Genomic DNA, 14,138 nt, shown 5'->3' with positions numbered 1-14,138 from the left:
GTGCTAAAAAAAGTATCTTTTTACCTACTCGTACTCTTAGGGACGACCCTACACGCGCAATTCATCCCTGTTTCCGAAGCAACCGAAATTAGTATTCTCACCATTGGCCCTGGCGATCAGCTCTACGATAAATTTGGACACAGCGCCTTTAGAGTAAAAGATACGGTGAACGGTTATGATATTGTATATAACTACGGCACTTATAATTTCAACACTCCTAATTTCTATACCAAGTTCGCACAAGGAAAGTTATTGTACGAGTTGAGCGAAGGCTACTACGAACCCTTTTACAGACGTTATGTAGCCGAAAACCGTTGGATCAAAGAACAACAACTAGACCTTACACTGGTCGAGAAAGAAGCGCTCTTTGAATATTTGCAAACCAATGCCCGTCCACAAAACCGCGCCTACCGTTACGACTTCTTCTACGACAATTGTGCGACAAAAATAAGAGATGTATTAAAAAGAGTATTGGGCGAACGATTGCAGTATACTGACGATTTTGTTACCGAAACCTATAGTTTTCGTGAATTGATCCAAAAGAATGTAAACGCAAACACTTGGGGCAGTCTGGGAATGGATGTGGCCATAGGCGCTGTAGTCGATCAAAAAGCCACCGCCTGGGAATATCAATTCTTACCCGATTATATCTTTAAGGCGACCGAAACAGCTACCTTACAACGTGGTTCAGAAAAGGTACCCTTAGTAAAAAACACCACTACGCTCTACGATGCTGATCGAGAAGAAACCAAAAATTCGTTCGTGACCAGCCCACTGGCCATCTTTGGTTTAATTGCGATACTAATTTTATTTATTACCTATCGCGATTATAGGCATGACACTAGAAGTAGACTTACCGATGTGTTACTAATTTCCATAACCGGAGTTATCGGGATCATCTTACTTTTATTGTGGTTTGCCACCGATCACAGTGCCACTGCCAATAATTACAATTTGCTGTGGGCCTTTCCCTTCAACGTATTAATCGCTTACGCCATTGCCAAACGCAAACCAAAGGCTTGGGTACGCAAGTATGTGATCTTTCTATTATTGCTATTAACGTTATTAGTAATTCACTGGTTCACAGGAGTACAAGCGTTTGCCATCGGATTTATTCCATTGTTTGTAGCATTGGCTGTACGTTACCTATATGTGGTTTCTTATTTAAAGAAGCATGCCGTGCTTCCGTTGCGATAATTTTTATTGTCCTCGGAAGAATATAATAGTACTTAATGTCTTTATCACGATGCTAATGTCTAGGAACAAACTTCGGTGTTTGATATAATAGAGATCATATTGAAGCTTTTCTAACGCATCCTCCTCAGTCATTCCATATTTTGCATTAACCTGTGCCCAACCTGTTACACCGGGTTTTACCAAATGTCTTATTTCGTAAAATGGGATCTTTTCTGAAAGTTCTTTCACAAATACCGGGCGTTCGGGACGAGGTCCTATTACACTCATATCGCCTTTAATAACGTTGATGAATTGTGGGATCTCATCAATTCGCGTACGTCGTAAAAACCGACCAAATTTTGTGATCCGTACATCCTTTTTTTCAGCGAATTTCGCTCCATCCCTTTCGGCGTCAACTACCATACTTCGCAGTTTAAAAATCTTGAACGGCGTCCCGTTCTTCCCAATACGGGTTTGTGTGTAAAACAAAGGGCCTCGGTTAGCAAATAGGTTTCCGAAGAGAATAATTGGAAAAATAATAAGTCCGAAGACCAATCCAATAAGCGAGAACAGCAGATCGAGCATACGGTGAAAGAATAAATACAATTTATTCTGATTACTTCTGCTAAATGGAAAATACCTGTAAAAATGCTTTTCAACATGCTGCACCGGTACACGGCGATTAATCTCTTCGTATACCTGTGTATATTCACGTACGTAAACGCCGCGTTCCAGCAACGAGATCAATTGATTGTTGAGAAAAACCGTCATCCCCTCACCTTGCGGTAAACCTACCACGATCTCAGAGATCGAATGGGTCTGTACCACTCCGGCGACATCTTCCACTCCAAATTCCGGAATATCGGATACGATCACATTCTTAGAATTTGAACTGGTATTAATAAAACCTACGACTCTATAGTTGGGATCTGATTTTTGTAAAGATTCCACAATAAGATCAACATCTTTACCATTCGCCAACAACAGCACCCGTTTGTTAAAGCGTGGTGCCGAAATAAGCGTTATATAAGCGTATCGCCAAACAAACAGTGCTAGATTCACCGATAGATAAAAATAGACGATCTGCAGTCGATTTTCGGGCAATGTGGGCGTAAAGAAAGGTGTTAGCAAATAGAACAGCACCGTTACCGAAGAGGTTAGTATAATATTTTGTACCACCACCTCGAACTTGCTCGCCTTTTGTAAATTGTACAGTTCGAAGATCGTCGCAAACACGGTAAGATACAATCCCAATACGATAGACCATACCCAGTGATCACCATTGATCTTAAAATAATCGAAGTTAAAAACGAGTCCGACGAGATATAACAATGACAATACACTTGTAATATCTAGGATGCGTAACAGGATCTTACGTTCGGAAATATCGAAATGGATATTCGATTTTTGGGTCATTGGCTAGGTCTAGGGCTGTAAAAATATGGATTTATTTATTGGTTTAAAAGTTGTATCCAACTATGTTTCACCGATTTCCAATCGAAGCTTTCTGCTTTACGTCTGGCATTCTTAGATAATTTTTCCACTAAGTGGGGCGTAGCCAGTAAAGTTTTGATTGCTTCGGAAAATACCAAGGCATCATTTGGCGGCACCAGCATACCGTCACTCTTGTCTTCAATTAGGTAAGGGATTCCTCCCACATCTGTTGAAACAACAACCAACCCCAAGGCCATTGCCTCGATAACACTTACCGGGGTATTGTCAAAATTCGTGGTATTGATAAAGATATCGTAATCTGAAGCCAATGCGATCCAATCTTGCTTAGGCAGCAGTCCGGTGTAGGTCACATTTAAATTGTTTGCTTCGGAAAAATCCTTACACGCTTTTAATGAATCGTCTTTTTCAGGACCCACCATACACAATTCGGCATTGTATCCTTCGGAGCGTAGTTGTTGTAAAATTTGCAATGCTAGCAATGGGTTGTAGATACTACTGAAAGAACGCACCCATATCAATTTTGGTGCGATCTGTTTCCGAAGTCGAAACGTATATTGACTCAGATCGATGGTGTTTCGTATATACACCAGATTGGTAAAGCCTTCCCTTTTAAATGCCTCCATTAAATAGGATGATGGAGCTACATTCATCGCAGCTAATCCAAACAGTTCTTGACATTGCGACGGACTGCTTTTGAGTCGTTCGGGTAAATTCCCGCCTCTAAGTATTGGTATATACGGAAGTTTCAACAGCCGACACAACTTAGCCACAGCAACGGCATATAAAAAATTTTGAGTGCTATAGGTATCGATCAACACTTTATCGATCGTAGCTGAATACCGTAGTGTGGACCATAACATATGCAACATTCTGAGGTACTTGTTTCGCAGCGATGAAGCCGTACGCACGCGAAAACCTTCCTGCCGTAAAAAAGCACCTAAGGTCTCTATAGAAGTAACCGTACTTCCCGATTTAGAAAGTTTATTTCCTATGTATAAGACGCTTCTTTTTTGCATTGTAAATTGTGATTAAGCTTAGCCCATAGATAAAGGCCGGTGCCGCAATTCGCATGGACGAGTGGTTAATGGTCAGGAACCAAAAAATTAAAAACGAGAACAAATACAGATTAGACCGGTGTCTTATTCGAAAGATTAAAGGTGTAAATAATAAAACTAATAGGGCCATAAACCCAAACATACCATGTTCGGACAAGATACGGCTCATTTCATTATGAGTTGCGGCCAAGGTACCTGTTTTCTCATATCGGTATTCACGAATCTTACCTACACCAATTCCCGTGAGGGGATATTCAAAGAATGCGTCTAATTCAGATTCTATCAATTCGGCACGACCGGTACTCACATCTTCTTTTAATCGACCTGCCGCATCTTGATTGGAATACCGTTTATCGATAAGACCTTCCGTAAAAACAGAAGTGATCATCCAGGTAACGGAAATCACAATTGTCACTAATCCAATTTTAGGAAGTAATATGGCTCTGTCTTTGGGTCGCGCGTACCACAGATACACCAAGAGAAATGCTACTGCACATATTGCAGCCGTGATGATCCCTCCGCGTGAAAAAGTCACAATACCTCGGTAACTCATAAATGCCAGTAATGCCAGATCGATGATGTTAATCATTCTTGACTTTACCGTAAACAGCCTAGTAAACAGAATGAACATTCCCAATCCTAGAATAGTCGCTACTTGGTTTGGCCCAAAGCCGCCTGAAGCAGCAAAGTTAGATTGTGTACCCGACAGTGCGTCCCTAATATTAGGTGTGTACAAATACAGGTGCACCGTCATCGTAAATATTGGCAGCATTAAGGCTAATAAGATTTGTTGTAATCGTTCAAATGGCATTTTCCGATTATAACAATATAAGGCAGACATAGCCAGACACAGTGGGCCACTTAGATTAAAACTGATCGCATTGGCAAAATTTGTATCGTAATTTAAATTCACCGCAGAAAAGTAAACGCCAGGGACCAAAAAAAAGATAAAGAATATGTACGGCCAAGATTTCCTCGTAAACCCTTTAAAGAACATACCCAAAAGTAAAAATCCGATTACAGCATATTTCGCAAACTCATAGGATATGACATTGGCCCCTGTCATCCTAGAAAAAACCTCATATCCTGTTACATAGGCTGCTGCTAATAATACCTCATCCTTTTTGTTACCATTGGCAAATATGCGTTGCAGGAAATAAATGATGATCCCAAAAAGAAAGAACTTTGAAGTAGCTTCAGAAATATATATCACAAACGCCATTAATGCATGCAATACCAGCAATTGGATATAGGTTATTTTCTTTAAGGGCTTAATTCGTCTCAAAAGAGTAAAGTTCTATTAATTGGGAAATAACTGCTTCTACCGAATAATTTTTTGCAATATGTGCTCTAAAAGCGGCAGCATCACTTGTTCTCAGGGTTTCGTTGGAAGCATACCCTAAGATGGCATTGGCCAGTGCCTCGCTATCGTTGACGGCTACCGTTTTTCCAAAGGTACTAATAACTTTTTCACAATCGCCTACGGCCGTAGTAACTACGGCTAACCCGGCTGCACCGTATTCTAACAATGCCATAGGAAGTCCCTCACTTGTGGAAGACAACACGCCTATTTTTGCAGGTTTAAGCACTTCGCTAACAGCCAGATCATGACTTAAAAAAGTTACTCGAGAATGCAGCGAATGCGTCCTTATATATTTCTTTATTTCTTCGGAATACGCATCCTGAAAATCCTTCCCCATTAGTTGTAATTTCCAATTAGGAATTTCTTTGTGAATTTTCCGAAATGCACTAAGTAAGTTCAGATGATCCTTTGGTTCACGAAGATTGGCCAAGCAAATTATATTATTTTCACGCGATCTAGCTATCGAATCGAACGACTTTGTATTTACAAAATTCTTTAGACAAATCACTTTTCGTGTGTGCAAATTAATCGAACACCAGTCTTGCAAGGCTTCGTTTACCGTAATGATAGTATCAAAGTATCGGGAGCAGAACCGCAGTATCTTATGTTCGCTTGCTTTACTTTCAGTTCGTTTTCCGTGGTGTTCGTGCCAAACCAAATTGATTCTGGGACATAGACCTTTTAACAAGGTGGCTAAAAAATAGGAAGTGGTATGCGCATGTACAACATCGATCTTGTGCTTTGTAACGAATCGCTTCAATCGAAACAATGCAGCAATATCAAGGCTGCTTTGTTTCCGAAGAAAAAGATAATCCACATCTTTTTTCAAATCAGATTTTAAAACCCCTTCTTTCCTACTTGCACACAAATAAGACCTATCGATCCGGGTACTCAATGCATTTGCAATGGTGACCGACATACGTTCGGCACCACCGGCGTCTAAAGAGTCTATGAGTTGTAGCACCCGCATTACAATAGCTTTTTAATTGCATTCTCAAAGGCATCAAGCGTATACATATGTGACCAATCTTGAGCGCGCTTCGACATTTGTTGAAGGATCTTTTTATCAGTCAACAAAGTAGTTATTTTCTGGGTATCAGCTTCCAAGTCCAATTGCAATACTATTCCGCGTTTTCCATGCTCCAACATCCAAGGCACACACGAAATGGGCGTTGCTATTGAGATAACACCCCAAAACATAGCCTCGGCCACTACTTTTGGCCATCCTTCCGATTTGGAAGGAAGAATCAAAAAATCGCTCTCTTTATATGCAGCCGTCACAGTCTCGTTATTTACATTGCCATGAAGTGTGATGAAGTCTGTAAGGTGATGGTCTTTGAGATAGGCTGCAATCTTCTCTCTTTCCGCGCCTTCACCGTAAAGTGACAAGCTACAAAAAACACCATTCTTATGTAGCTTTTCAACAAGTTGCACGGCATATAAAGGGCGTTTTCCGGACGTAAGGCTTCCTACAAATAAGAACTTAAAAGGCACACTAATCGAGTTATTTTGCAGCGTTTCTTTCATAGATGCAGGGTACGTTGCTGTGAAGAATGAGTGGACATTTGGTGATTTTTGCTTCCAATCTCCATAGACCAACACTTTCATGTTCTTGGTAACACGATGATTTGCCAATATCCATTTTTGAAGACGATAGCTCAAGGGTTGCTTCGCATTGGGATCCCAATTTCCGGCATATTTGGCAGTTTTTGATTTCTTCGGAAAAAATAGTTGTACGAAACAACCTATGAGTCCAATGGTACCGGGACAGCGCAAATGAATATGATCTGCCTTTCTCATAGCACTGAAGATCTTTAACCATATAACCGGGAACAAAATTATAGCGCGAAGTGCCTGCCACACCGATATAAATGAAATGGAAGGTATACTCGAAATTGCGATTCGGTCTGTGGCGTAGGCGGCATGAATAACCGTAGGTACTTTATCCATTACCGGAGCGACGACCAAAAGTTCATCCACATGCTTTGCCCATAAATTCATCTCACGAATATAAGGACCGTACGCAAAAAACCGATTCTCGCTTATAAAATGTAGAGTATGTGTGATTATTACAAATTTCACTTGCGCTTTGGGGGATTTACTAAAACACTCAACCAGCCAACAAATCTTCCTGCAGCTTCGGTAAATGCTTCCTTTTTCTTCGAACTGGTTAAGCCATTACTCAATCTAATTAACGTAAGCATAAAAGATACGGCATTCCATTTAAATCGCGCCTTTAGTGACGGCTCGGGAAAACGTACGCGCCAAACGTACCAGCCGTTTCGTACGACCATCTTTCCATATGCATAACGATTAGGGCGTCCGGAAGCTTCGTGATAATGATATAACTTAGCTCCGGTATGGACATACAATTCTCCTTTTTTAGACAGACGTAAAGTATAATCGGCATCTTCATAAAGTCCGTAACCTTCAAAATATTCTGAAAATTTCTGTGCCTCCAACACCGTTCTTTTATACGATGACACCCCTCCCATAAACTGTTCTACTTTATAGATCTTACCGCTGGGTGGAAGGAAACTCACACTTCGTCCGTGTGCAAATGTTGGCATAAATCCAGGTGGGCGGTCGGCGTCTAGTCCTAATTTTTTACGTAATACAAATCGGTAGCCATCCTTTCGGACCCACCCGTCGTAAGCAAATTGGTCGGTCGCAATAGTCTGAGAATTCTTTAGTTGTTGCCAATTTACATCATTAATGATATAACCTCCAACGCCCAAGGCATCCGGATACTGATCATAAGTTTCTAATAAGGTCGAAAAATAGGTAGGTGTTAGTACAATGTCATCATCTAAAAAGCAAACCACATCGATGTCTGTTCCTACTTTAGAGATACCAAAATTTCGTTGTTTTGTTAACCCGCGATCCTCATCTTCTACTTGGTAGTAGACCAATCCTTTAAAATCAGCCAATTCTAACGCTTTACGGGTGGCATTGTTCGTAGATCCGTCAACTATAATGATTGCATCGGGATACCTGGTTTGAGCGTTAACCGACTCCAATAAGTTGAGCAACGGCTTGGGTCGCATGTAGGTACAGATAATAAGCGAGAATCTCATAGTTATTATAGTTGCTTCGCCCAAGAGACACTGGAATTCCAGGCTTTTTTCATTTTTTTAATATACGTAAATGGATTTTTAACGGACTGATTTCTGTAATATTTTATAAACAGTTGCAGTTTATAGCCTTTGGTTTGTTGTGCAGTTCGATGGTCTAATTGAAATCGCATTACCGTAGGTGCCGGCTTAGGAGCCAATTTCTCCTTCCCCCAAGGCTTAGTAACGGGTTGGCGAAAACCTCCCATGGGAGCTTTTAAATGTTTCAGTTGAATAAAAGGTGTATAAAGTACATCGCAGCCTTTGTTTCGCAATTGCATTCCGTAATCCTTATCTTCCCCATACCCAAATTCCAGAGCAAGATTGTATTGTGTTTCTTTGGCTATTTCCGAAGCGACAATAGAACAACCCGAACCAAAAGTCATCCATTGTACGACATTGGCAACCGATTCTTGTTCGCCTTCCATTAAGCAACTCATGGTAAACGCACTCGCGTTTGTAGTTTGAAGAAATTGCATGGCCGATTTGAGTAACGAAGGCGGAAATCGGATGTCATCATCTGCCATAAATACCCAATCTGAGCGTATATGTGTTAATGCCAGATTGCGTGCCCTGCATGCGCCCGTTCTATGTGTAAATTCTAATATGATCTCGAAGGGCCAATTTTCGGAAGCAATATAATCGAGCGAAGAACTTGTATTTGGGTCGGGATCTTGTTCTACAACGATCACACGACTAGGCAACAAGGTTTGTTGCGAAAGGTCTTTTAGCACATCGTGTAAATAAGCCTTACGCCCCATGGTTGGGATAATAACATCGATACTATTGTCTCTCGAACTCTTAATGGTAGATTCTAATGGAATATGTGTTAAAATCCCTTCGGAAACCTTTTTTCTTCGGAAGCTAAGAGCGCGTAAAAATGAAAAGATAGGAACTCTTTTCTCGTAAATAACAACACATAACAAAGCAAGCCAGAGCCATCTTGTTCTATAATTCGCCTTAATAAAATTGAACAGTTGCTGCTCTGAAGCCTTTAAAGAAGCTTCAGAATAAACCGAAGGCTTACCTTTTACTAATTTTGGTTCCGAATAGCACAACAGTCCGTGTGGCATGAGCTGCTTGGCCAAAACATTCAGAAAAAAAGAAAAATTAGCATTCGATAATCCTTCCGAAGCAACTGCATTTAAAACAGACGCGTATATACCCCCTACATCAATACTCATTTGCCAAGTTGGATAAGTAATATCTTGAACCACCTTTACAAATGGGGAATTTTCTACGTATCCTAACTGCTTCGGAAAAAACGGAACTCCTGAAACCGAATAGGAAGCCATGATCCGTTGATGATGAAAAATAGAGGCGACTTCATTCTCATTAAAAGAATCTCGCCATTGCTCTTCACACCATACTATAAGTGCTTCAGGAAAACTAGCAGCTACTTCAAAAAGCACTTCGCACATCGAACCTGAAGCAGATACTTTTAACACACCTTCATTTGAACATACAGCTTCTCGAAACGCTCCGTTATGATGTAGGATGATGATCATTCGACTATCGATTTATAAAAAGCTATGTTCTGCTGTACAATGCTTTCCGAAGCAAAAGAAGTTATTATTCGTTGTCGTGCATTTTTTCCATAGCGCTTCCGAAGCTCTTTGGAATCTAGTAACTCCATCATGGCTCCCGCTAAGGCTTCGATATTAGTAGGGTCGACCATACGGCCGGTCTTGGCATCTTGCATTAACTCATTAGCCCACCCAATGTTTGAAGTGACCAGCGCTTTTTCCATCGCCATCGCCTCTAACCAAGACATAGGAAACGCCTCGGCATGACTCGGTAACACCACCACAGTTGCTGCAGCGATCTCTTTTTTGACTTCTTCATATGGCATATGAGATTTATGCGTGATCGCCGCCTGAGTTGCAGTATGGATGCTTTTATTCAACAAGGACACAGTATGGGCTCCGGTGCGTATATCTAAGCTGTCTCTTCCAATTAAAGTTAAAGTGGCTTGCGGTTCTTCGCTTAGTACTTTCTCGAATGCTTGCACTAATTCGAACACCCCTTTTTTACGAATTATCGTACCAAAATAGACAAATGATTTGGGCCGCTCCGGAACTGATAAAGGTTGAAATTGATCCACGTCAATTCCGTTATAAATAGTGGTGATTTGTTTTTTGAGCGTAAAGATGTCTTTAGTATGTTGTGCTGTAAAATCACTTACTGAGAGAATATGATCTGCCGAAACAAGTGCTCTTTTTTCGAACATAAAGTTCTTCTTCTTTTGGGTGCGCCCTTCTAGATCACAAAAATAAGCATCGGTACCATGTAAGCGGATCACCAACGGCATCTTTAATTTCATAAAGGCTGTGATCCCTGTCCAATCGGGTGCTTCTATTGCATCGATGGGATCGTTTGCATGGGTTTTATTTATATAGTTTTGTAGGTGTTTGCGATAAAGGAACCAGCCCAGCACCGGATATTTTTTTTTCTGAATAAGGTGAAAGGTAATTCCGTTTTCTTCGAAGACAGCATTTTCCTGTTGTGCATAGATAAACAGACTCACCCGCATATTCTTTGCCACCAAAGCAGTTGCCAGATTTTTAATACTTGTACCAATTCCTGCCGCACGAGAAACTCGCGGGTGCGGATATTCCGAAGTAAGAAAAGCGAGGTGCATCATTAAATATAACCTAATTTATTTCAATATCTATTTCTATATCCCATAATTCATAGCAGGCTAAAGGGTATAACTAGGAGCATATTATCTATTCGTTTTAGTGTTCAACACATTTGCTAAAGCCACGGAAGCATGAAGTCGTCCACTTTTATTTACGTGAGCATCATCATAAAACAAGGATCGATGAGCAAGCAAATCAGAATGATTCACAAGATTATACGTAGTGTCTTTATAACTTACCTGCATTTGGTACATAGGGGGATGATATAATAGAAGTTCAATATCATTTTCATCACAGATTGCCTTGATCATTTTTAAGTATGGGTTGTTCATTTCGGCACGTATGGTCCTTTTTTTCGATTCCGAAGGAAAACGAGAATCCGGATATACATAATTCCCCTTGGCGTCAAAACGATTGCGTTTTTTCGGCGAATTCAAGGTTACGATGGAAGGAAAGAATAGTTCAGCATTGTAATAACCCACCCCAAGAAATGGCAGGTATTTTGAGGTCGACAACAGTCCTAAACCGGTTCCTTCTAAGGTAACATAATATTCATGAACATAAGGTCGACGAACAAATGGCAAGAATCTATAATCATTCCCACTTAGACTTGGTTGCGCATTCTCCATATCACCATAATTAAAGCTTAGGATGCACCGTTTTGCACTTTTGTTTTCGGCCAGGAAATGTTGTAGCATTAAGTAATGTGAGTTCATAGAAGTATCGTCCATGCTAAGATTTATACCCTCTTGCTTTGTAATAGAATCTATAAGCACTGTGTTAAGTGTGGTTAGCCCCGTACTAGAACCTATGATCACGTAATCAAAAGTGGATTCTTTTACACTATTCGACAAAAAACTAGGCTTATAAAAAGAACTGTTCCGAAGTGAGGCAAGACTTCCAAGTGCTATGACATTTAGAAGTATAAAAGCAACTCCCAACGTGTAAAGACAATATGTGAAAAATCGAGCCATTAGAACTGAAAGTAAATAAATTCTGAAGGATTCTTATACGCTCCTAGTAGTATGATGACAATAATGTAAAAAACGGTAGTTACAATGTTCAATCTTACTTCTTTATAGCCTTTTCGGTATGCAATAAACTCTTGGATCAACATTAGTACGATCGAAAATATGCAGATAGATGTGAACAAAGTGTGTTTCGGACTTTTAGTAAAAACAGAAAAGATGTTCCAATCGGTTGCAAACAATCTTAGAACATAATCATTGGCCGCAGCAATACTGTCGGCTCTAAAATAGATCCAAGCGATGGTTACCAAAACAAAAGTGACCAAAATCTTTAGAATATCCTGCCATTTAAAATGGGTTTCATGAAGATGCTTTCTGTTTACGTTCCCGAGAAGTAATGGCAAAAACAGTAAGGCGTGAATACCTCCCCAAGCAATAAAGGTCCAGTTGGCACCATGCCAAAACCCACTTACCAAGAAAATAATAAAAATGTTCCTTACTTGATTGGCCTTGCTACCGCGAGAGCCGCCTAAGGGTATGTACAAATAATCGCGAAACCAGGTTGATAATGAAATATGCCAACGTCTCCAAAAATCACCTATGTTCTTAGAAAAATAAGGAAATTTAAAATTCGTCATTAGATCGAACCCAAAGAGCCGGGCCACTCCAATAGCGATATCACTATATCCTGAAAAATCTCCATATATCTGGAACGCAAAGAGCACGGCTCCTAAGAATAATTCTGAGGCGCTATAACTACCGGGGGATTCAAATATTAAATTTACGAAATAAGCACAATTATCGGCTATCACCACCTTCTTGAATAGTCCCCATATGATTAACGATACTCCAGAAACAGCTTGATCGTAAGAAAAACTGCGTTTTTTGGAGAATTGCGGCAATAAACGAGTTGCTCGCTCTATTGGTCCTGCTACTAACTGAGGAAAGAATGCCACATACGACGCAAAGTTGATAAGATCGTTAGAAGGAGTTAATTTTTTTCGATAGACATCTATGGTATAACTCAGTGTTTGAAATGTATAAAATGAGATCCCTACCGGTAATATAATATTCAAACTACTTGTTTCCATGGATACCCCCAAACTGTCCCAAGCTTCCACCCAACTTTCGATAAAAAAATTAAAGTATTTGAAAAAACCTAAGATCCCAAGATTAAACACGATACTTATGGTCAACAGTGCTTTTTGTTGTTTTTTATCAGGTTCTTTACCTAGTTGTCGACCCACCCAAAAATCGATCAAAGTGCTAGCGGCGATCAAGGCTAAAAAACGGTAATCCCACCACCCATAAAACACATAACTCGCTAATAGTACAAAAGCATTCTGTAATTTTAGGTTACGATTTACTACGAACCAATAGATCAAGAAAACGATCGGGAGAAAAAGTAAAAACTCCTTTGAGTTAAATAACATATTTAATTAGTTAGCAGTTCATTAATTTTCATTGATACTTTTTCTGAAAACAAGGTAGCGCCTTTTCTATTGAGATGAAATGTATCGTAGAAGTTTATTGTGTCATTAGCAATTGGATCGGCTGAATAATCTAAGAAAAACACATTCTTTTCCTGTTCCGCAAACCGACTTAATTTTTCCTTTAACGGATTACTTACCTGTGTCGCCAATTCCCTTCTCACTTCAATTTCCGGAGCCCAAACCATAAAGATCGCTTGGTCCTTATCTTCCCTATTTTTGATCCTTCGGAATGTTTCTTCAACATATTCATCATTGCGCATAAATCCGGTAGAATCTCGTACATGATTTTGTATTCGTTTCAAATTATGAAGGTCTGCCTTGAAAATTCTATCTTTTGGCGCATAGCCTTTTTTCGATTTTAAAATGCTTATATCGTCTCCAAAAAATGATTGTAACCCTAAACGGAATTCTGTCTTGAAGGTATTGTATTTGTAAAGTGGTACCCATTTCCGTAATCTAAACTCACGGTCGAAGGCTGAGAGATCGTTCGATAATGCCTTGTTTCCCAAAAAAGGCAGGAACTGAACTGGATCCAATATGTGTTTTGATTTCTGAAAATGGGTTAAATCTACATTTTGAACAATGACCTTCGGCGCCTTATTATTAGCGAGATACCTTTCAAGTTTGATTTGTTGCAAACTGAAGGGCGCCGCATTCAAACTTAAATTATAGGAAGAAAGACCCGTGTTCTTTTCAAATACTGTTGGATCGTAACCGGTATAACTGCGTGAAGAACCTAAAATTATTAGGTCGCTGTTAATAGAACCATCTAAAATTTTAACCCAATCGTCCATCGCCGTATTTTCCATCTTCCTAAGTCCGGTGTCGGCCATTAATTGAAGCACTAGGGCAACAACTAATGACAAACAGCCA

General features: G+C 40.0%; 12 protein-coding genes. 1 reads left to right on the top strand and 11 read right to left on the bottom strand.

All coding sequences use genetic code 11. From position 1 onward, the window contains the following. Positions 1 to 1,197, top strand: a complete 1,197-nt coding sequence (locus DWA30_RS11570; RefSeq protein WP_114492704.1) for a lipoprotein N-acyltransferase Lnb domain-containing protein — start codon at positions 1 to 3, stop codon at positions 1,195 to 1,197. Positions 1,198 to 1,200: 3 nt separating this feature from the next. Here the strand turns inward: DWA30_RS11570 and DWA30_RS11565 are convergent, their stop codons facing one another. From DWA30_RS11565 to DWA30_RS11515, 11 genes are all read right to left on the bottom strand, one after another. Further along, positions 1,201 to 2,592 carry a sugar transferase gene (locus DWA30_RS11565; protein ID WP_114492703.1) on the bottom strand — a complete coding sequence of 464 codons (1,392 nt, stop codon included), beginning with the start codon at positions 2,590 to 2,592 and terminating at the stop codon, positions 1,201 to 1,203. 35 nt (positions 2,593 to 2,627) lie between these two features. Further along, entirely contained in the window at positions 2,628 to 3,647 is a 1,020-nt protein-coding gene (locus DWA30_RS11560; protein WP_114492702.1) for a glycosyltransferase family 4 protein, read from the bottom strand. Further along, entirely contained in the window at positions 3,613 to 4,971 is a 1,359-nt protein-coding gene (locus DWA30_RS11555) for an O-antigen ligase family protein (RefSeq protein WP_245933907.1), read from the bottom strand. The genes DWA30_RS11560 and DWA30_RS11555 overlap by 35 nt, the downstream gene beginning before the upstream one ends. Next, entirely contained in the window at positions 4,958 to 6,019 is a 1,062-nt protein-coding gene (locus DWA30_RS11550) for a glycosyltransferase (RefSeq protein ID WP_114492701.1), read from the bottom strand. The genes DWA30_RS11555 and DWA30_RS11550 overlap by 14 nt, the downstream gene beginning before the upstream one ends. After that, on the bottom strand, positions 6,019 to 7,050 hold the full coding sequence (locus DWA30_RS11545) for a glycosyltransferase family 4 protein (protein ID WP_245933906.1): 1,032 nt from the start codon (positions 7,048 to 7,050) through the stop codon (positions 6,019 to 6,021). The genes DWA30_RS11550 and DWA30_RS11545 overlap by 1 nt, the downstream gene beginning before the upstream one ends. A 77-nt stretch (positions 7,051 to 7,127) precedes the next feature. After that, positions 7,128 to 8,126: a glycosyltransferase family 2 protein gene (locus DWA30_RS11540; protein ID WP_114492699.1), complete on the bottom strand. Its 999-nt coding sequence runs from the start codon at positions 8,124 to 8,126 to the stop codon at positions 7,128 to 7,130. A gap of 5 nt (positions 8,127 to 8,131) precedes the next feature. Continuing rightward, on the bottom strand, positions 8,132 to 9,670 hold the full coding sequence (locus DWA30_RS11535) for a glycosyltransferase family 2 protein (protein ID WP_114492698.1): 1,539 nt from the start codon (positions 9,668 to 9,670) through the stop codon (positions 8,132 to 8,134). Continuing rightward, the gene (locus tag DWA30_RS11530; RefSeq protein WP_245933905.1) at positions 9,667 to 10,806 is read right to left on the bottom strand and encodes a glycosyltransferase family 4 protein; all 1,140 of its coding nucleotides are present in this window, start codon (positions 10,804 to 10,806) and stop codon (positions 9,667 to 9,669) included. The genes DWA30_RS11535 and DWA30_RS11530 overlap by 4 nt, the downstream gene beginning before the upstream one ends. 81 nt (positions 10,807 to 10,887) lie before the next feature. Beyond that, positions 10,888 to 11,778, bottom strand: a complete 891-nt coding sequence (locus DWA30_RS11525; protein WP_114492696.1) for a hypothetical protein — start codon at positions 11,776 to 11,778, stop codon at positions 10,888 to 10,890. Next, positions 11,778 to 13,205: an MBOAT family O-acyltransferase gene (locus DWA30_RS11520; RefSeq protein ID WP_114492695.1), complete on the bottom strand. Its 1,428-nt coding sequence runs from the start codon at positions 13,203 to 13,205 to the stop codon at positions 11,778 to 11,780. The genes DWA30_RS11525 and DWA30_RS11520 overlap by 1 nt, the downstream gene beginning before the upstream one ends. Positions 13,206 to 13,207: 2 nt before the next feature. Further along, positions 13,208 to 14,131 carry a DUF1574 family protein gene (locus tag DWA30_RS11515; RefSeq protein ID WP_168421774.1) on the bottom strand — a complete coding sequence of 308 codons (924 nt, stop codon included), beginning with the start codon at positions 14,129 to 14,131 and terminating at the stop codon, positions 13,208 to 13,210. Positions 14,132 to 14,138 lie beyond the last annotated feature (7 nt).

The sequence above is a fragment of the Candidatus Ulvibacter alkanivorans genome (assembly GCF_003333325.1).
In the GTDB taxonomy this organism is placed as follows: domain Bacteria; phylum Bacteroidota; class Bacteroidia; order Flavobacteriales; family Flavobacteriaceae; genus Ulvibacter_A; species Ulvibacter_A alkanivorans.
The sequence above is the reverse complement of the archived record's forward strand: the minus strand, read 5'-3'. Positions and strand labels throughout refer to the sequence as shown.

Excerpts from the sequence above, each read along its gene's own strand:
- DWA30_RS11565 (WP_114492703.1), bottom strand. The coding sequence starts at position 2,592 with ATGACCCAAAAATCGAATATCCATTTCGATATTTCCGAACGTAAGATC.
- DWA30_RS11560 (WP_114492702.1), bottom strand. The coding sequence starts at position 3,647 with ATGCAAAAAAGAAGCGTCTTATACATAGGAAATAAACTTTCTAAATCG.
- DWA30_RS11550 (WP_114492701.1), bottom strand. The coding sequence starts at position 6,019 with ATGCGGGTGCTACAACTCATAGACTCTTTAGACGCCGGTGGTGCCGAA.
- DWA30_RS11545 (WP_245933906.1), bottom strand. The coding sequence starts at position 7,050 with ATGAATTTATGGGCAAAGCATGTGGATGAACTTTTGGTCGTCGCTCCG.
- DWA30_RS11540 (WP_114492699.1), bottom strand. The coding sequence starts at position 8,126 with ATGAGATTCTCGCTTATTATCTGTACCTACATGCGACCCAAGCCGTTG.
- DWA30_RS11535 (WP_114492698.1), bottom strand. The coding sequence starts at position 9,670 with ATGATCATCATCCTACATCATAACGGAGCGTTTCGAGAAGCTGTATGT.
- DWA30_RS11530 (WP_245933905.1), bottom strand. The coding sequence starts at position 10,806 with ATGATGCACCTCGCTTTTCTTACTTCGGAATATCCGCACCCGCGAGTT.
- DWA30_RS11525 (WP_114492696.1), bottom strand. The coding sequence starts at position 11,778 with ATGGCTCGATTTTTCACATATTGTCTTTACACGTTGGGAGTTGCTTTT.
- DWA30_RS11520 (WP_114492695.1), bottom strand. The coding sequence starts at position 13,205 with ATGTTATTTAACTCAAAGGAGTTTTTACTTTTTCTCCCGATCGTTTTC.